The sequence below is a fragment of the Streptomyces sp. NBC_00637 genome (genome assembly GCF_045161545.1).
Taxonomy (GTDB): Bacteria; Actinomycetota; Actinomycetes; order Streptomycetales; family Streptomycetaceae; genus Streptomyces.
The window spans coordinates 5,311,796-5,330,034 of record NZ_CP109046.1 but is presented as its reverse complement, the minus strand read 5'-3'; the positions used below and the strand labels follow the sequence as shown (position 1 = coordinate 5,330,034).

The 18,239-nt window shown below is 71.8% G+C and carries 17 protein-coding genes and 1 tRNA gene; 9 read left to right on the top strand and 9 right to left on the bottom strand.

What is annotated here, in order from left to right:
• Window positions 1-295 precede the first annotated feature (295 nt).
• Complete coding sequence (locus tag OG440_RS23415; RefSeq protein ID WP_406008744.1) at window positions 296-2,131, top strand: putative bifunctional diguanylate cyclase/phosphodiesterase; 1,836 nt, start codon at window positions 296-298, stop codon at window positions 2,129-2,131.
• On the opposite strand, the gene OG440_RS23410 is transcribed toward OG440_RS23415, so the two are convergent.
• The 3 genes from OG440_RS23410 to OG440_RS23400 all read right to left on the bottom strand — a co-directional run bounded on the left by OG440_RS23410 (window position 2,110) and on the right by OG440_RS23400 (window position 4,920).
• Entirely contained in the window at window positions 2,110-3,231 is a 1,122-nt protein-coding gene (locus tag OG440_RS23410) for an LLM class flavin-dependent oxidoreductase (RefSeq protein WP_406008743.1), read from the bottom strand. The two genes, OG440_RS23415 and OG440_RS23410, sit on opposite strands and share 22 nt — an antisense overlap.
• Before the next feature lie 112 nt (window positions 3,232-3,343).
• A complete protein-coding gene (locus OG440_RS23405; protein WP_406008742.1) occupies window positions 3,344-4,075 on the bottom strand; it encodes an aspartate/glutamate racemase family protein in 732 nt (243 codons plus the stop codon).
• Complete coding sequence (locus tag OG440_RS23400; protein ID WP_406008741.1) at window positions 4,072-4,920, bottom strand: decarboxylase; 849 nt, start codon at window positions 4,918-4,920, stop codon at window positions 4,072-4,074. Before OG440_RS23400 ends, OG440_RS23405 begins: the two co-directional genes overlap by 4 nt.
• Window positions 4,921-5,056: 136 nt before the next feature.
• On the opposite strand from OG440_RS23400, the gene OG440_RS23395 reads away from it, so the two are divergent.
• Complete coding sequence (locus OG440_RS23395) at window positions 5,057-6,019, top strand: D-2-hydroxyacid dehydrogenase (RefSeq protein WP_406008740.1); 963 nt, start codon at window positions 5,057-5,059, stop codon at window positions 6,017-6,019.
• A 23-nt stretch (window positions 6,020-6,042) separates the two neighbouring features.
• On the top strand, window positions 6,043-7,416 hold the full coding sequence (locus OG440_RS23390) for an amidase (protein ID WP_406008739.1): 1,374 nt from the start codon (window positions 6,043-6,045) through the stop codon (window positions 7,414-7,416).
• Between the two features lie 48 nt (window positions 7,417-7,464).
• Here OG440_RS23390 and OG440_RS23385 read toward each other — a convergent pair whose 3' ends face one another.
• Window positions 7,465-8,019 (bottom strand): DUF3830 family protein, encoded by a 555-nt coding sequence (locus tag OG440_RS23385; protein ID WP_406008738.1) that lies wholly within the window; start codon window positions 8,017-8,019, stop codon window positions 7,465-7,467.
• 97 nt (window positions 8,020-8,116) lie between these two features.
• Between OG440_RS23385 and ehuB the strand changes: the two genes are divergently transcribed.
• From ehuB to OG440_RS23355, 6 genes are all read left to right on the top strand, one after another.
• On the top strand, window positions 8,117-9,043 hold the full coding sequence (gene ehuB, locus OG440_RS23380) for an ectoine/hydroxyectoine ABC transporter substrate-binding protein EhuB (protein WP_406008737.1): 927 nt from the start codon (window positions 8,117-8,119) through the stop codon (window positions 9,041-9,043).
• Entirely contained in the window at window positions 9,043-9,786 is a 744-nt protein-coding gene (gene ehuC / locus OG440_RS23375) for an ectoine/hydroxyectoine ABC transporter permease subunit EhuC (protein ID WP_406008736.1), read from the top strand. The genes ehuB and ehuC overlap by 1 nt, the downstream gene beginning before the upstream one ends.
• Complete coding sequence (ehuD, locus tag OG440_RS23370) at window positions 9,783-10,430, top strand: ectoine/hydroxyectoine ABC transporter permease subunit EhuD (RefSeq protein ID WP_406008735.1); 648 nt, start codon at window positions 9,783-9,785, stop codon at window positions 10,428-10,430. Before ehuC ends, ehuD begins: the two co-directional genes overlap by 4 nt.
• Entirely contained in the window at window positions 10,420-11,244 is an 825-nt protein-coding gene (ehuA, locus tag OG440_RS23365) for an ectoine/hydroxyectoine ABC transporter ATP-binding protein EhuA (RefSeq protein ID WP_406008734.1), read from the top strand. The genes ehuD and ehuA overlap by 11 nt, the downstream gene beginning before the upstream one ends.
• 259 nt (window positions 11,245-11,503) lie before the next feature.
• Window positions 11,504-12,262, top strand: a complete 759-nt coding sequence (locus OG440_RS23360; RefSeq protein WP_406008733.1) for an IclR family transcriptional regulator — start codon at window positions 11,504-11,506, stop codon at window positions 12,260-12,262.
• 90 nt (window positions 12,263-12,352) lie between these two features.
• Window positions 12,353-12,426, top strand: a tRNA-Lys gene (locus OG440_RS23355).
• Here OG440_RS23355 and OG440_RS23350 read toward each other — a convergent pair.
• From OG440_RS23350 to OG440_RS23330, 5 genes are all read right to left on the bottom strand, one after another.
• On the bottom strand, window positions 12,392-14,056 hold the full coding sequence (locus tag OG440_RS23350; protein WP_406008732.1) for an AMP-binding protein: 1,665 nt from the start codon (window positions 14,054-14,056) through the stop codon (window positions 12,392-12,394). The genes OG440_RS23355 and OG440_RS23350 overlap by 35 nt on opposite strands.
• A gap of 40 nt (window positions 14,057-14,096) precedes the next feature.
• The gene (locus tag OG440_RS23345; protein WP_406008731.1) at window positions 14,097-14,558 is read right to left on the bottom strand and encodes a DUF3592 domain-containing protein; all 462 of its coding nucleotides are present in this window, start codon (window positions 14,556-14,558) and stop codon (window positions 14,097-14,099) included.
• An 89-nt stretch (window positions 14,559-14,647) separates the two neighbouring features.
• The gene (locus OG440_RS23340) at window positions 14,648-15,253 is read right to left on the bottom strand and encodes a lytic polysaccharide monooxygenase (RefSeq protein WP_406008730.1); all 606 of its coding nucleotides are present in this window, start codon (window positions 15,251-15,253) and stop codon (window positions 14,648-14,650) included.
• Between the two features lie 130 nt (window positions 15,254-15,383).
• A complete protein-coding gene (locus OG440_RS23335) occupies window positions 15,384-16,496 on the bottom strand; it encodes an SPFH domain-containing protein (RefSeq protein ID WP_406008729.1) in 1,113 nt (370 codons plus the stop codon).
• A gap of 147 nt (window positions 16,497-16,643) precedes the next feature.
• Window positions 16,644-18,065 (bottom strand): peptidoglycan-binding protein, encoded by a 1,422-nt coding sequence (locus tag OG440_RS23330; RefSeq protein ID WP_406008728.1) that lies wholly within the window; start codon window positions 18,063-18,065, stop codon window positions 16,644-16,646.
• Window positions 18,066-18,239 lie beyond the last annotated feature (174 nt).

The following is an 18,239-nucleotide window of genomic DNA, read 5'->3' as shown; positions in this document are numbered from 1 at the left end:
CACGGGACACCGCCACCCAGCCTGTGTGAATTTGTCGTACTACGCCCTGTTTGTCTGCCCCAGACGAGTGAGAAGGCGGAAAGCGGGCATCACCTCGACACCCCCGGAATTCTCACGGAACGTCACAAGCGGTCGTCCCCCCACAGAACCGGGCCAGGTGCGGGCAGAAACGATCTGTCAGAAAGGCGGGTTGTTCGGGGACACTGGGCAGTGGCTGCGCGGGTCCGGGGGCAGCCTCTATGATCGGCAGACTTTCCTGCACGGACAGCGATCGAGTGCACTGCGGGAGCGAGCGGTGAGCGGAACGTCCGAAGGGCCGACGCCCGCGGCAGACCTCGACCGGTCAGCCGTCACAGAGAGTGACATCGACAGCACGGAAAGCGGGCTCCTGGTCAACCGACCACCGGCCTACCGTTCCGTCTTCGCCGTGGCGCCCCTCGCCATGGCCGTGGTCGACGGCGAGGGTCGCGTCGTCGACGCCAACGACGCGCTCGGCACGCTGCTCGGCGTCCGGAGCGCGGACCTGGTCGGGCGGGCCGCCTCCGACCTGCTGGACCTCGTCTCCGACCCGCGGACCTGGCACGCCTACCGCGAGGTGCTGCGCGGCCGCCAGGCGAAGCTGCGCTGCACCCGGCGCCTGAAGCAGCCGGACGGGCGCTCGCTCTGGGCGCAGGTCACCGTCTCGCCCCTCGACCCCGACACGCCCGGCGTGCTGCTGTCGGTGGCCGACGTGAGCGCGCACCGTGACCTCCAGGCGAGACTGCGGCATCTCCAGATGCACGACCCGGTGACCCGGCTGCCCAACCGGACGCTGTTCTTCGAGCGGGTGTCCGCCGCGCTGGAGGCGGAGGCGTACGAACAGAGCGGGACCGGCCGGATCGGCCTGTGCTACCTGGACCTGGACGGCTTCAAGGCGGTCAACGACACCCTCGGTCACCGGGTCGGCGACCTGCTGCTGGCCGCCGTCGCCGAACGGCTGAACGAGTGCGCCGAGCAGGCCGGGCGGAACCGGCCGAGCGTGCCGCTGGTGGCCCGGCTGGGCGGGGACGAGTTCGCGCTGCTGGTCGAGGACTCCACCGGCACCGAGCAACTCGCCGACCTCGCCGAGTCCGTGCTCAAGGCGCTCCAGGCGCCCTTCGACCTGGCGGGGCACCGGTTGAACGTCTCCGCGTCGATCGGGGTCGTGGAGCGGCACGCGGCCGGCACCACGGCGACCGGTCTGATGCAGGCCGCCGACACGACCCTGTACTGGGCGAAGGTGGACGGCAAGGACCGCTGGACGCTGTTCGACCCGGAGCGCAACGCGCATCTGATGACCCGGCAGGCACTGGCCTCCACTCTCCGCCCGGCCATCGAACGCGGCGAGTTCCGGCTCGACTACCAGCCGCTGGTCGGCATGTCGGACGGCCGGCTGCGCGGTGTGGAGGCGCTGGTGCGCTGGGACCACCCCCGGTTCGGGCTGCTGTCGCCGAATCGGTTCGTCGCGCTGGCCGAGGAGGACGGTTCGATCGTGCCGCTCGGCCGATGGGTTCTGGCCACCGCCTGCCGCCAGGCACGGCGGTGGCAGCTGGACAATCCGGACGATCCCCCGCTGTTCGTCAGCGTCAACGTGGCGGTGCGTCAGGTGTGGGACTCGGACCTGGTGGCGGACGTGGCGGAGATCCTCGCCGAGACCGGGCTCGCGCCGCACCTGCTCCAGCTGGAACTCACCGAGTCGGCCGTGATGGGCTCGGCGGGGCGGCCGCTCCAGGCGCTCCAGGCGCTCAGCGACATGGGCGTGGGCATCGCCATCGACGACTTCGGCACCGGCTACTCCAACCTCGCCTATCTGAGCCGGCTGCCGGTGTCGGTGCTGAAACTGGACGGGTCCTTCGTGCGCGGCTTCCAGTACGAGGGCGCGGGCTCCCCGCCGAACCCGGCCGACCAGGTGGTTGTCGAGGCGATGATCGACCTCGCCCACCGGCTGGGGCTGACCGTCACCGCCGAGTGCGTGGAGACCTCCGCGCAGGCGACCCGGCTGCGCAGCATCGGCTGCGACACCGGGCAGGGGTGGCTGTACTCCCGTCCGGTGTCGCCGGACCGTATCTCCGAGCTGCGCGGGACCGAGACCTACGCCGTCGGCAACCCGTAGGCGTCCGCGACGAGTTCGTAGGAGCGCAGGCGCAGCTCCCCGCGGTGGGCGTGGCTGGTGAGCATCAACTCGTCGGCGCCGGTGCGCTTGTGGAGGTCGTCGAGGCCGGAGCGGACCTCGTCGGCCGTGCCGTGGATGATGTTCGCGCCCCAGGATTCGACGAACTCCCTTTCCAGGGCGCTGAATTCGTGCGCCTCAGCCTCCTCGGGGGAGGGGAACAGCCCGGGGCGGCCGCCGCGCAGCCGGACCATGTTGAGGCCGGTGGCCAGGACCTGGCGGCGGGCCTCCCGCTCGTCGTCGGCCGCCAGCACGGAGACGCCGATCAGCGCGTACGGCTCGGCGAGCACCTCGGACGGCCGGAAGGACTCCCGGTACAGGTCGAGGGCCGGGACGGTGTTCTGCGCCGAGAAGTGGTGCGCGAAGGCGAAGGGCAGGCCGAGCACGCCGGCCAGCCGGGCGCTGAAGCCGGAGGAGCCGAGCAGCCAGATCGGCGGCCGGTGCGACGACTGCACCCCGCCGGGGGACGTGCCCTGGACCGGGCCGGGGATCGCGTGGATACGGCCGTAGCGGTGGCCGTCGGGAAAGTCGTCGTCCAGGAAGCGGGTGAGCTCGGCGAGCTGCTCGGGGAAGTCGTCGGCGCCCTCGTGCAGGGTCGCCGTGCGGCGCAGCGCGGCGGCGGTGGCGCCGTCCGTGCCAGGGGCGCGGCCGAGGCCGAGGTCGACGCGGTGCGGGGCCAGCGCCTCCAGGGTGCCGAACTGCTCGGCGATGACGAGAGGCGCGTGGTTGGGCAGCATCACGCCGCCCGAGCCGAGCCGGATGCGGTCGGTGTGGGCGGCGAGGTGGGCGAGGATCACCGCCGGCGAGGAGGAGGCGACGCCCGGCATCGAGTGGTGCTCGGCGACCCAGTAGCGGTGGAAGCCACGCGACTCGGTGAACCGCGCGAGCTCGACGCTGGTGCGCAGGGCGTCGGTGGCGGTGCGACCGGAGCCGACGGTGACCAGGTCCAGTACGGAGAGCGCCACCGGCGCACTGCCCCGGGCCGCCCCTCGGATCTCGTCCGCCGAGGCCGTCACATCGCTCGCCGTCTCGTCTGCCGCCACGGGGGTCCTCCTGTTGTCGGCCGTGTCCTGTCCCGCTGTCCTCCGGCCGATAACAGGAGGGTGTCCCCGTTTATTCCCGGTCCCGACCGTGGCGACCGGCTCGCCGCCCGGTTCAGACCTGCACGATCGGTTCCCGGGTGAAGAGGGCGCCCAGGCCCGGGGCGTTCACCCGGCGGTCGGTGAGGCGCAGGGCCTCCCAGACCGTGACCTGGTTGGCGGTGAGGACCGGCTTGCCGAGCTCCTTCTCCAGGGCGGGGAGGAACGCGGCCGTGTGCAGGGCGGTGTCGGGCAGCAGCACCGCCCCGGCGTCGGGCGCGTCGGCCGCCCGCGCGAGGGCGAACAGCTCCGCCTCGCCCCAGGCGCCGACCTCGGCCGCGGTGACGATCCCGGCGCTGTGGACGCCGGTCACCTCCAGGCCGCCCGCGCGCAGGAACTCGGCGAACAGCCCGGCCACGTCGTCCGGGTAGGTCGCCGCGACGGCGACCCGCCCCGCCCCGATCTCCCGGGCCGCGTGCACGAACGCGAAGGAGGTGGAGGAGGCCGGCATCCCTGCGGTCGTGGCCAGAGCGCGCACCTGCTCCTGGGCGCCCTCCCAGCCGTGCACGAAGCCACCGCTGGTGCAGGCCCACACGATCGCCTCGGCGCCGGCCAGCCGCAGCTGCTCGACGCCCTTCGCCAGCCGATCCGGCGCGCCCATCTGGCGCAGCGCGTCGACCCGGTGCGCGTCCTCGCCGATGTCCGTGTGGGCCAGGTCCAACCGGACGTCGCTGCCCAGCAGCTGCTCGATACGGGGGTAGTCGTCCTCGGCCGATCGGCCCGGGTAGAGGAATCCGAGTGCGGTCATGTCCAGCCTTCCTGCTGCTCTTCTTCCGGCAGGACCGGGGGCTCCTGCGGCACGGGAAGTTCCCGCGGTACCCGGGTGTCCGGCAGCCCGGGGGGCCACACGCGTGCCGAGGTGTCCAGCAGCGCTTGATACGGTCCCACCGCTCGGGTACCCAGTCGGCGCAACGCCGCCCACATGGTCACCTGGTTGGCCGAGATCACCGGTATCCGCAGCTCGGCCTCCAGTTGGGGGATGACGTCGTACGTCGGCAGGTTGGTGCAGGAGATGAACAGCGCGTCGGCGGTCGCGGGCGGGCGCACCGCACGGTGGGCCATCTCCACCACCTCGCGGTACGGCACCTTCCAGATGTGCCGGGTCAGGCCCATGAACGCGCGCCCGGTGACCGTGCCGCCCGCCTCGGCCACGTACGCCTCCAGCGACCGCGTCACCGACTCCGTGTACGGCGTCACCAGGGCCACCCGGCGGGCGCCCAGCTCCGTCAGGGCCTCGACCAGCGCACCCGAGGTGGTCACGGACGGCGTCGCACCGGCCCTGGTCATCGCCTCGCACATCGCCCGCTCCCCCGCGAGCCCGCCGACGAAGCTGCCCGAGGCGCAGGCGTAGGCGACGGTCTCGGGGGCGACCGCGATCAGGGTGCGGACGGCGTCCTTGAGGGTCTCGTGCTCGCTCACCCGGCGGGCGAGATCCAGGCTGACCTCGACGGGGACGTACGGGGTGCGGGTCAGATGGAGCGAGACGTCGTCCGGCGTCCATCGCCACAGCTCACGATCCAGCGCGAAGTCGAAGGGGGCGACGACACCGAGGCCGCGCTGCGCGCGGGGGCCGCCGAGAAAGGTGACGTCCATTGCGGGCACCGCCCTCACGGGAGTCGGAATGCGCAACGAGCCGCACGAACGGCCGTGTTGACGACGGTAGGTTCGGGTGCGAACGTGGTCAATCCGCGCACGTCAGGCACTTGGTCACGGACGGAGGGGACATCGGATGGCCGTCGTCCCCGCAGCTCTGCCCACGCTCCTCGTGCTGGACGCCGATCCCCTCCCCCGGCTCGGGCGCCTCACCGGGCGGGCCCGGGTGCTGCACACCGACGAGGCCTCCCTCGCCGCCCGGCTGCCCGCGGCGGACGTCCTGCTGGTCTGGGACTTCGCCTCGCACGCGGTGCGCGCCGCCTGGCCCGGCGAGGGGCCCCGGCCTGGCTGGGTGCACACGGCGAGCGCGGGCGTGGACCACCTGATGTGCCCCGAGCTCGCCGCTTCGGACACGGTGGTGACGAACGCCCGCGGGATCTTCGACGAGCCGATCGCCGAGTACGTGGCCGCGCTGGTCCTGGCGATGGCGAAGGATCTGCCGCGGAGTTGGGAGCTTCAGCGGCGGGGCGAGTGGCGGCACCGCGAGAGCGCGCGGGTCGCCGGGACCCGGGCCGTCGTCGTCGGGTCCGGGCCGATCGGACGGGCGGTCGCCCGCACCCTGAAGGCGCTCGGCATGACCACGGCCGTCGTCGGCCGCGTCCCGCGCACCGGCATCCACGGCCCCCAGGACCTGGACCGGCTCCTCGCCCGCGCCGACTGGGTGATCGCGGCCGCCCCGCTGACCGAGCAGACGCACGGCATGTTCGACGCCCGGCGGTTCGGCGTGATGCAGCCCTCCGCCCGCTTCGTGAACGTCGGCCGCGGGCCGCTGGTCGTCGAGGACGCGCTGGTGCGGGCCCTGGAGCGGCGGTGGATCGCGGGCGCGGCCCTGGACGTCCTGACCACCGAACCCCTCGCCGCCGACAGCCCGTTGTGGCATGTCCCGGGGCTGCTGATCTCGCCCCACATGAGCGGCGACACGGTCGGCTGGCGGGACGAGCTCGGCGCGCAGTTCGTGGAGCTGTTCGAGCGGTGGGCGGCGGGCCGGCCGCTGCGGAACGTGGTCGACAAGCAACGCGGATACGTGCCCGGACACTGACGTCCCCGGCCTCGGGAGGGTGCATGACCGACCTCACCACACTCACGGCGACCGAACTCCTCGACGGTTACCGCAAGGGCGGGTTCAGCCCCGTGGAGGCGACCCGGGCGGCCCTGGACCGGGCCGAGCGGATCCAGCCGGAGGTGAACGCGTTCGTACGGCTTCTCGGCGACGAGGCGCTCGCGCAGGCGGAGGCCTCGCGGGAACGGTGGCGGCGCGGGGAGCCGGCCGGGCCGCTCGACGGGGTGCCGGTGACGGTCAAGGACATCCTGCTGCTGAAGGGGCACCCGACGCTCAAGGGCTCCAAGTCCATAGACACCGTGGGTCGTTGGGACGAGGACGCCCCGTCCGTCGCCCGGCTGCGCGAGGCGGGCGCGGTCTTCCTCGGCAAGACCACCACTCCCGAGTACGGCTGGAAGGGGGTGACGGACTCCCCGCTGACCGGTGTGACCCGCAACCCGCACGACCCGTCGCGCACCGCGGGCGGTTCCAGCGGCGGCAGCGCGGCCGCCGTGGCGCTCGGCGCGGGGCCGCTGTCGCTGGGGACGGACGGTGGGGGCAGCGTCCGTATCCCGGCCGCGTTCTGCGGCATCTTCGCGCTGAAACCGACGTACGGCCGTGTGCCGTTGTACCCGGCGAGCGCCTTCGGCACGCTGGCGCACGTGGGCCCGATGACCCGCGACGCGGCGGACGCGGCGCTGCTGCTCGACGTGATCGGGGTTCCGGACTCGCGGGACTGGTCGGCACTGGGCCCGGCGGACGGGTCGCTGCGGGCGGGGCTCGACCGGGGTGTGCGCGGGCTGCGGGTGGCGTACTCGCCGTCGCTGGGCGGACAGGTCGCGGTACAGCCGCAGGTCGCGGCGGCGGTACGGCGGGGCGTGGAGCGGCTGGCGGAGCTCGGCGCGTACGTCGAGGAGGCCGACCCGGACCTCACCGATCCGGTGGACGCCTTCCACACCCTGTGGTTCGCCGGGGCGGCCCAGGTGACCCGGCGACTGCGGGCCGACCAGCGCGACGCGCTCGATCCGGGGCTGCGGGAGATCCGCGCCGCGGGCGCGCGGTACACCGCCCTCGACTATCTGGCCGCGGTGGACGTCCGGATGGAACTGGGCCGCCGCATGGGCCGTTTCCACGACACCTACGATCTGCTCCTCACCCCCACGCTGCCGATCACGGCGTTCGAGGCGGGGGCGGAGGTGCCGGCGGGGTCGGGGCATCGGCGCTGGACGGGGTGGACGCCCTTCACCTATCCCTTCAACCTCACCCAGCAGCCCGCGGCGACGGTCCCGGTGGGGACGGACGACGACGGGCTGCCGGTGGGCTTGCAGATCGTGGCCGCCCGGCACCGGGACGACCTGGTGCTGCGCGCGGGGCACGCGTTGCGCCACCGGTCGTAGCCCTCGCCCACACAACCCTCGCGAGCGCGCGCCCTTGCAGCCCTCCCCCTATGGCCCTCCATGACCCTCGCCTCGGCCCGATCGCCCGGCGGGATCGCCCCCGGGCGGGCCGGATCGGCGGAACCGGAGCGTCTCCCCCGCCGCGCCCGTCCGCCACAGGTCGTTGCACGCCACCGCCATCTCCTCCAGGCCCGTCACGATCCGGCCCCAGACGATGCCGGGCACCCAGCCGACGTCGCCGTTGAGGAGCAGGTTGTTGCGTTCGTAGAAGAGGGCCAGGTCGACGACCGTCGTGTCCGGGCGGACCTCGCGGTCGTAGCCGTAGGCCTGGGTGCCCAGTTCCGTTCCGGCGAAGGAGAAATAGCAGAGATCTCCCGGAATGGGGGTCACCGTCGGGTTTTCCAGCGGTGGCTCCGATGCCGCGAATCCCGGAAAGAGGGCGTAGATCTCGTTACGCGCGTATTTGGCGTGATAGACGTCTCCGGCGAGCGGAAGGGAATCCCAGACGGCCGCGCAGGTGATCGGCGCTCGATCGTCGAGGAGCTGCGCCGTGGCGGTGATCCCGCGCTTGACCAGCGAGACTTCGATGTATCGGTCAGCCATGCGTTCCATCGTCCCCCCGTGGTCAAGGCGGCCTCGGTGACGGCCGGGGCCGAAAGTGGTCCGTGTAACTCGCATGAAGTCGGGTAGCCGCGCGCCCATGGCTCGACCACACGCATATCGATCAGGAACCGACAACGGACCCCACAGAGGACTCAGCCGCCGCTCGCTGCTCGCCGGAGCGGTGTCGCTGAGCACGGCGGGAAGTCTCGGGGTGGTCGGCTGCAGCCGCGTCCCGGATGACGGAAAGGTGCTGGGGGGAAGCCTCCTGGACACCTTGCGGGATCAGGGATCCGTGAAGATCGGCATCGCCAGCGAGCCACCTTTCGGATATGTCGGAGACGACGGACAGGCCACCGGGGAATCACCCGCGATAGCGAAGGTGATCTTCAAGAAGCTCGGCATCGACGAGGTCAAGCCGGTGCCCGTGGACTTCGGCGCCCTCATACCCGGGCTGAAGGCCCGGCAGTTCGATGTGGTGTCCGCCGGGATGTACATCAATCCCCTGCGGTGCGAACAGGTGCTGTTCGCCGACCCGGACTACCTGATGCTGGACGCCTTCATCGTCAAGAAGGGCAACCCGCACGGCATCAGGACGTATGCGGACGTCAGGAAGAAGGGCCTCAAGCTCGCCTCCGGGAAGGCCTACGCCCAGATCGACTACGCCAAGGCCGCCGGCATCGACGACGTCCTGATCCTGCCGGACCAGGTGGCCGGGCTCGACGCGGTGGCCCAGGGCCGGGTGGACGCCTTCGCCGGCACCCGCATCACGGTCAAGGCGGCGGTGGCGGATTCCGGACGCGTGTCGGCGACCGAACCGTTCCAGCCCATGGTCGACGGCAAGCCCGCCTACGGCGCCGGCGGATTCGCCTTCCGGCAGTCCGAGAAGAACTTCCGGGACGCGTTCAACAAGGAGCTGCTGAAGCTCAAGGAGAACGAATACGAGCAACTCCTCCGCATCGTCGGCCCCTTCGGCTTCGCCAGGGCCGACATGACGGACCTCACGGCGAAGGAGTTGTGCGGCTGATGATGAGTTCCGAGTTCTTCACCACCTGGTTCCTGCCGGGTATCTGGGTGACCGTGCAGGTGACGGTGTACGCCGCCGCCCTCGGCGCCGCCATCTCGTTCGGCATCGGGCTCGCCCGCGGTTCGCGGTACTGGATCGTCCGCTTCCTCGCCGGAACGTACTTCGAGGTCTTCCGCGGCATGTCGGCGCTGGTGCTGATGTTCTGGATGTTCTTCGCGCTGCCCCTCTTCGGCTGGCAGCTGGTGCCCATGTGGGCCGGCGTCAGCGCGCTCGGCCTGACGTACGGCGCCTACGGCTCCGAGATCGTGCGGGGTTCCCTGGCCGCCGTCACCCCGGCGCAGAAGGAGGCGGGCATCGCCCTCAACTTCACCCGCTGGCAGCGGCTGCGCCTGATCGAACTGCCCCAGGCATGGCCCGAGATGGTGCCGCCGTTCAACAACCTGCTGATCGAGCTGCTGAAGGGCACCGCTCTGGTCTCGGTCATCACGGTGGCCGACATGACGTTCGCCGGCAGTCTGCTCCGGCTGGGCACCAACGAGACCACCCCGGTCTACAGCCTGTTGCTGGTCCTCTACTTCGTCCTCGCCTTCCTCATCACCCGCGGTATGCGGCTGCTGGAGCGCAGGGCGAAGGCCGGGATCGGGCAACTGCCGGAGAAGAGCGGCGGCACCACCACCAGGAAGCTCGGCGCGCGCGGGGAAAGCCTGCAGGCCGGTTCGCAGTCCGCGGGAGGTATGGGATGAACTGGGACTGGAACGTCGTGGACGACTTCATGCCGCGGTTCTGGGACGGCGTGCTCGTCACCCTCCAGGCCCTGGTCATCGGCACCCTGATCGCCTTCGCGCTGGGTCTGGTGTGGGCGCTGGCCCAGCGGTCCGCGCGGGTCTGGGTGCGCTGGCCGGTCGTCGCCGTCACGGAGTTCATCCGCAACACGCCGCTGCTGGTGCAGCTCTTCTTCCTCTTCTACGTGGTCCCCACCTTCGGCCCGTCGATGTCGCCGCTCACCACCGGCATCGTCGGCCTGGGACTGCACTACTCCACCTACACCGCCGAGGTCTACCGCGCGGGCATCGACGGCGTTCCCGCCGGCCAGTGGGAGGCGGCGACCGCGCTGAGCCTGTCCAGGGGCCGCACCTGGCGGGCGGTGATCCTTCCGCAGGCGATCCGCCGCGTCGTCCCGCCGCTGGGCAACTACGTCGTCGCCATGCTCAAGGACTCGCCGATGATCGCGACCATCGGCGCCTTCGACATGCTCGGCGAGGCCCAGGCCTTCAGCAACGAGACCTTCACCACGGAGGCGCTCACCGTGGTGGGCGTGGCCTTCATCGTCATCGCCTACCCCGCCTCCCTCCTGATCCGAGCCCTGGAGCGACGCCTTGTCCGCTGACACCCAGCCCACAGAGAACACCGACCTCCTCGCCAATCCGCCGGTGGACGGCAGCGAACTGATCCGCTTCGACAAGGTCACCAAGCGCTTCGGCGACAACACCGTCCTGGACCGGCTCGACTTCTCCGTCGACTCCGGCAAGCACGTCACGCTCATCGGCCCGTCGGGCTCGGGCAAGACGACCATCCTGCGGCTGCTGATGACCCTGGCCACGCCCGACGAGGGCACGATCAGGGTGGGCGGGGACTATCTGACCCACGAGGAGCGCAACGGCAAGCTGGTCCGGGCCGGCGAGAAGCACGTCCGCGAGGTCCGCAAGAACATCGGGATGGTCTTCCAGCAGTTCAACCTCTTCCCGAACATGAAGGTGCTGCGCAACATCACCGAGGCCCCGGTCACCGTCCTCGGCCTGTCCAGGGACGAGGCCGAACAGCGGGCCCGCGAGCTGCTCGAACTGGTGGGCCTGACCGAGCACCTCGACAAGTACCCGAGCCAGCTGTCCGGCGGTCAGCAGCAGCGCGTCGCGATCGCCCGCGCGCTGGCGATGCGGCCGCAGATCCTGCTCCTCGACGAGGTCACCTCGGCGCTGGACCCCGAGCTGGTCGCGGGCGTCCTCGACGTGCTCAGGGACATCGCCCGCACCACCGACATCACGATGCTCTGTGTGACGCACGAGATGAGTTTCGCCCGGGACATCTCGGACCAGGTCCTGATGTTCGACTCGGGTCGCGTCATCGAGTCGGGCCCGCCGGAGAAGATCTTCAGCGAGCCCGCGCAGGACCGGACCCGGGAGTTCCTGAGCGCGGTGCTGTGAGCGCTTTCCCTGTTTCCGGTCCGGCCCCGGGCCGGAAACAGGGCCGGCTTCGGGAGGTGAATCCGCTCAAGACCCCAGCTCTCGGCGACGGGGCATGACCTTGGCATATGCCACAGTGCCAGCGCCGCAGTTGAGGGCGGCGAAGGTGGAACACATTCTCGCCGACAACCCCTCCCATCGGCCCCCTTGGCCGTTATCGTGGAGATGATTCACTGCCAGGATCAGGGATCACGGCCATGAAGCGACCAGGGGGGAAACCGTGGCGCTGAAGCACGAGCCGACCGCGCCGTACCACTCGGCACAGGAAGCGTTACGCGTCCTGGAGACGGTGGCACAGCACTCCACCGGTGTCACCGATGCCGAACTCGCCCGCCAGACCGGACTCACCGCGGAGCGGCTGACCACGCTCCTGCGCATGCTGCGCCGCGAGGGCTACGTCGAGCAGATCGCCGACGGGGCGTACGTCACGGGCGACGCCCTGACCCGGCTGGGCTCCGCGCACCACCGCGAGCAGGCCCTGCGCGACCAGCTCCAGCACACCCTCGACCGCCTCCGGGACTCCGTCGGCGCCGCCGTGTACATCAGCCGGTACGTCGACGGCGAGGTCACGATCACCCAGTACGCCGACGGCCCCGCCACACCGTCCGTCAACGAGTGGGTCGACTTCCGCTCCTCCGCCCACGCCACCGCGCTCGGCAAGAGCCTGCTCGGCCAGCTCGACCACAACGGCCGGCGCGACCACCTCTCCCGGCACCGGATGGCCCGGCTCACCTCGCGCACCATCACCAGCGACAAACTGCTGCTCTCCCGCCTGGAGGCGCAGCCGCCCACGGTCCCGATGCTCGACCTCCAGGAGTACGCGATCGGCACGGTCTGCGCGGCCGTCCCGATCACCGCCGGCTCCATGGCGGGCTGTCTGGCCCTCTCCCTGCCCGTCGAACACGCCCACCGGCTCCGCCAGGCCGCCGAGACCCTGAACAGGAACGCGGCCCCGGTACTGCTGTCACTCGCGATCTGAGAGCCGCCCCACGGGTGGTCCGGAGCACCCGCGCGGACCAGGTAGTATTTTCTCCGTCGTCAGCCGCCGAAAGCGGAGGGCGGGAGTCATGCGCCGCTAGCTCAGTTGGTTAGAGCAGCTGACTCTTAATCAGCGGGTCCGGGGTTCGAGTCCCTGGCGGCGCACCGAAGAAGGGCCCCTCGTGGACACGAGGGGCCCTTCGGCTTCCCCGGCCCTGAGTCTGCGGTACGTCGCCTCTCCCGGGGGGCGCCACCACACCGGATCGGCGCACCGGACCCCCTCCCGCCGCAGCAGCGCCCGGTGGATCTTGTTCGTGGCGGTGACGGGCATCGACTCCAGCACCCGTACGAACCGGGGCGCCATCTTCGTCCCCAGATCGGGCTGGGCGAGCAGGAACTCGGCGAAACCGAGCGGCTCGAAGGAACCGGCCAGCGCCGCCATCACCTGGTCCCCGGTCACCGGATCCGGCACCGCGTAGACGGCCACCGCGGCCGCCCCCTCGTACCGGGCGAGGATGTTCTCGATCATCGCGGCGGCCAGATTCTCGCTGTCGACGCGGAGCCGGTCGTCGGTGCGGCCCGCGAAGTACAGGAAGCCCTCGCCGTCGCGGTAGAAGAGGTCGCCGGTCCAGTACTCCCCGTCCTCCCTGCGCCGCTCCGCCTCCGCCGCCGGGTTGCGCCAGTACCCCTCGAAGGGGTGGGGGCCCCGGTTGACCAGCTCACCGATCGCCTCCTCACCGTTCAGCAGCCGGCCGGCCGGGTCGAGAACGGCCGGCGGACACTCGGCGCGTGTCTCCTGGTCGAGGACGACGAGACCGGGCCCCGCCCGCCCGACCGCCCCCGCCGGTGTCCCCGGCGACCACTGCACGGCCGCCCCGCCCTCCGAGGAGCCGTACCCCTCCACCAGCCGTACCCCGAAGCGCCGTTCGAAGGCGGCCGCGTCCACCGCCCCCGCCTCGGTGCCGAAGCCGAGCCGCAGCACGTGATCCCGGTCGTCGGGTCCCGGCTCGGTGGCCAGGACGTACTGGATCGCCCGCCCCACATAGGTGAAGTACGTCGCCCGGTAGCGCCGTACGTCCGCGAGGAACCCGGACGCCGAGAACCGCCGTCGCAGCGCCACCCCGGCGCCGGCCGCCAGCGCGGGCGCCCAGTCGGCGATCACCGCGTTGCCGTGGAACATCGGCATGCAGACGTAGTGCACGTCGTCCCGGCCCACGGCGAACTGTCCGGCCAGGGAGCGCCCCGCGGCGGCGAGCCGCCCCTGGGTGCAGATCGCGGCCTTGGGCGCGCCGGTCGAGCCGGAGGTGAAGTAGAGGAGGAGCCGGTCGGCGGGGGTGGCCCGGGAGGGGTCGGGGCGGGCGTCCGCGTACGGGGCGAGCAGGTCGTCGTACTCCGGGGTGCCGGTGACGAGCAGGCGGACTCCGGGCAGGTCGAGGCCCCGCAGGAGGGCGAGGTGGGTGTGCTCGGTGATCAGCAGCCGGCATTCGGTGTGCAGGATGTCCCGGGCCAGTTCGGGGCCCCGCCGGGTGGGGTTGATCCCGGCGACGGCCGCGCCGGCGAGGGCGGCGGCCGACAGCCAGAGCGGGAACTCCGGGGTGTTGTCCAGCAGGACCCCGAGATGCGGCGGGCCGCCCGAAGGCAGCAGGTCGGCCAGCAGCGCCGCCCGGGCGGCGGCACCGGCGGCGACCTCGTGATGGGTGAGGACCGCGTCCTGCGGGCTCTCGGCGTGCCGGCACCACAGCCCCGGACGGTGGTCGCCCCACCGGGACGCGACGAGTTCGGCGACGGACTCCATGGCGGCGCACGGTAGTTGACATACCGTCAGATGTGGAGGGCTACGGCATGAAGTCGTCCGCCTCCGCGAACATCGCGTGGGCGGTGACCATGAAGAAGACGCAGAAGGCGATGGCCACGCCGAGGAAGAGCAGCAGAGCGCCCGACTCGGCGAAGAGCCTGTTCCGGGCGGGCGTCCTGGCCGTGGCCTCCTCGGGGTGCTCGGCCGCGTAGTGGACGGTGACGATGTCGCCCTCGACGGTCGTCCCCGGGCCGTTCGCCTCCTCGAAGCGGACGACCCGGCCCGCACGGGTGCCGAACTCGTAGACGTGGTGCAGGGTCGTGCCGACCGCGGTGTCACCGCCGCCGCTGGTCGTCGTGTAGGCCCGCAGGCAGCGCGCCTGCGCGGTGAGGCCGCCGTCCCAGGCCCGGACCACCCGCCGGGAGCGTCGGACCAGCCCGAACACGCCGAACAGCAGGCCGGCGATCATGACCGACGGCACGAGGTAGAAGAACGCTTCCATGAGCTCCCCCGAGGTCCAGGCGCCGGCCTGGTCGTGCCGGCGTGCAGGGAACGTACCCGCGCGCGGACCCGGGGGAGCTCAAGCGATGCTCAGAACGTGACGTCGGAGCAGGCGTAGAACGCGTTGGTCGTGTCGGCGACCGTCCACACCGCGACGATCACGTGCCGTCCGCTGAGCCCGGACGGCAGCGTGCCGCTGTGCGAGAGGGTGGACGGGGGCCGCTGACCGCCGTAGGGCACGGTCAGGAACGGGGTGAGGTCGAGGTCGGAGCGGGCCAGGTTGTGGTTCTGGTTCCAGCCCTGCCTCGTGACGTAGTACTTGAAGTCGGTCGTGGCGTGCATGGCGGTGAACTGCCACCGGAAGGTGTAGCTCTGACCACCGGTCACCTTGGTGGCCGGCCACGCCGTACCCGAAGGGGTCTTCGGGCTGTCGAGCTGGGCGAACCGGGTGTTGTTCGCGGAACAGATCCTTCCGTCGGCCGCGCCGGACGCCGGGAAGCCCTTGGGGCCCTCGACGCTCTGCGGCTCCCACTGGATGTCACCGCAGTTGGCGACGGAGCCGTTCTGGCAGAGCTTCTGCCGGCTGATGGGGAGGTCGGTGTAGCCGTGGCCGCTCGCACCCCCGGCGGTGAGCACGAAGGCTCCCGCCGTGGTGAGTCCGAGCGCGGCGGCGTACCACTTGGTCTTTTTGCGCATGCTGCCGCTCCTGGAGAACGTGGGGAGTTCACTGAGCCGAGCTGTGCAGGTCTAGACCAAGTTCGAGATTATTGCCGATTCTTGGCTGTGTCCATATCAAAGACGTCTCCGAACCGGTACGGCCGCGCCGTCACGGCCCCTGTTCCCCGCGCCCCGAACAGAACGCGACGGTCAGGTCCTTCACCAGCGCCTTGCGCTCGTAGTCGTCGAGTTCCACGAGTCCGCGCATCGTCAGCCGGGTCACCGTGTCCTCCACCGAGTCCACGACCGACGTCAGCATGCTCGCCCGGTGCTGGGCGTCGAGCGCGGCGATCCGCCGACGGTTCATCGCGGCGGCCACCTCGGGGGCGTACTCGATCCGCAACGGCCGCACCGAGAACACCTCCAGGCCGATCGCGCCCGCGTCCTGCGCGACCCGCCTGGTCAGCACCTCGCTCGCCGCCTCCACCGAACCCCGTCCCGCGCCCGGCGTCTCCACCGGGATCCGGGCCAGGGCCGCCTCGACGCACTCGCGCAGATACGTCTCGTGGTCCTCCACGCCGAGCGTGGCCCGCGCGGTGTCCCGCACCCGCCACACCACGAGCGTCACCACCCGCAGCGCGACCCCGCTGCCGTCGGCGGCGGGCATCGGTTCGCTGCGCCAGTGCCGCAGCCGTACGTCCACCCGACGCCGCAGCAGCAGCGGGTTGACCCACAGCAGGCCGGTGCGCCGCACGGTCCCCCGGTAGCGGCCGAACAGACCGAGCACCCAGGCCCGGCCGGTCCGCCCGCGGGCAAGACCGCCGAAGCCGAACAGCCCCAGCGCGCCCGCCCCCGCGTACACCGCCCACTGAGCCGGACCGAGCCCGGCGCCGGCGAACTCCGGCAGCCGCAGCACCTGCGCCGCGTGCGGCGGCAGCACCCCGGCCCACCACGAGGCGGCCACACAGCCCACCGCCCCGCACATCCCGGCGAAGACGCCCACCACGCCGGGCAGCACCCGGCCCGGCCGCTCCACCAGGTCCGGGTCGACCTGCGCCACCGGCCGGGGCTTGGCCGGCGTCGGCCGGCGCAGTCGCGGCTGCTCGCCGGTGCCCGCCCGGCTGGCCACCACCGCGGGCCCGAGCGGCACGGACCGCGGCTCGGGCTCGTCGCGGAACAGCAGATGGACGGGGATCTCGGTGGTCGCCTCGTTCTGGATGAGCCGGGTGGGCCTCGGTGGCCCCTCGGACTCGGGTGTCGGTGAAGAAGTGGTCGTGTTCATTGCGTGCCTCCAGCCTCCGCGCCAGATACGCCATGACAGTGGGAGAGGATCCCCTTCCGGTGAGAAGGGGATCAGGCGAGCGAGTGGTCCCGAGCAGGTCCCCTGGCGGGGCCCGAGCGGGTGGTGTGCAGGTCCCGCGCCGCCGGTCTACGAGAAGAGCCGCCGCCAGGTCTCCGGACCCGGGTAGCCGTCCGCCGCGCCGCCGCGCCAGCCCTGGGCGCGCTGGAAGGCCTCGACCCCGCGCCGGTCCGCCTCGCCCCAACGCGGCCCGGGACCCGTCGCGTAGTACCTGCCGAACCCCTTCTTCACCAGCTGCCTCCCCAGCCGGGTGACGTGCGCGTTCTGCGCGCCGGGCCGGAACATGCCCCGGCCGGGGTAGGCGGGGACGCCCGGCACCGAGGGTGCGGCGGGCGCGCCGGCCGCCCCGGTCGCGGGATACCCGCCGCCCCCGCCGCCGGAGCCCATGCCGGTGCTGCTCGCCGGGGCCTGCCCGGGCGTGATGTCCCTGCCCCGGCCGGAGATCAGCAGGGCCCAGGTGCTCGGGCCCGGGATGCCGTCGGCGTCGGCGCCGCGCCAGCCCTGGGCCTCCTGGAAGGCCAGGGTGGCCCACCCGTCGGACGCCGACCACCTCGGGCCCGGACCCGAGGCGTAGAAGCGTGCTCCGCCGCGCTCGACGAGGAGCCGGCCGAGCTGGGTGACGTACGGGTTGTACGCACCGGGACCGAAGGCCGACCGCCCCGGGAACGACGTTGTCGCGGCACCCCCGGCCGCGGGCTCGAAGCCACCGACGGCGTCGGAACCGACCTGTTCCGCGGAGCCGGCGGCGACCGCCGTGAGGCCCTTGTACCGGTAGGGCACGTAGCGGTCGGAATGGCTCCAGTAGGCGTAGGGAGTGGGCTGCCGGCGGCTCGTCGGACGGGTCTGTTCGTAGACGAGGTAGGAGCTGTGCGTGTAGTCCGTCCAGCCGCCGAAAAGCACGACGTGCGAGCCTTTCTCGGGGTTGGACGGATTATGGAACAGCAGAATGTCGCCGGGCTGGAGCTCCTCCTTGGTAATCCGTGTCCCGTACTGGTGGAGACTGCCCGTCCACTCGTTCCCGGGCAGGTTCCAGGCCATGGAGACGAAGCCCGAGCAGTCCTGCCGGTAACCGTCGTACCAGTAGGTGCTCATGCTGTACGGCACTTCCGCCGAAACCCATTGCTTGGCCCGTCTGATGATGTCCGCCCGGGTCGTGGGCGGTGTCTTCACCGGCCCCGCGAGTCCCCCCGGCCTGGCCGGCTGCCCGGCGGGACCGTGCAGCGGCGCCTTGCCGCCCTGGGGGGTCTCGGGTTCGTCACCTGCGGGTACGCCGGGCCGGTCGGCGGTCTGCGGGGCCGCGACGGCGGGCACCGCGTGGGCGGCGCCGAGGGTCGCGGCCGCCGCCGCGGCGACGACCACGACGCGATGGGCGGCCGGGCGACCGCCGAACGGGGCGGGCGGGGAATGCGACCCCGCCCACCGTCGGGATACGCATCCTGGGCACTCGCAGTCGCTCTCGGGATCGAATTCCTCGAATACCGGAGAGCCCATGCGATTCCCCTCACACTCCAGCTGGAAATGTCCGCGACTGTGCACGTTCGCCAGTTTCTCAACTGTCTTCCCGACGCGCATGCTGACGGTCCGAATGATGTACGCGGCACCCGCCCGGCCCAGTGGTGCGGCGGCCCGGCGGCCGGGTGGTCCGGCACACCCTCGGAGGTCCTG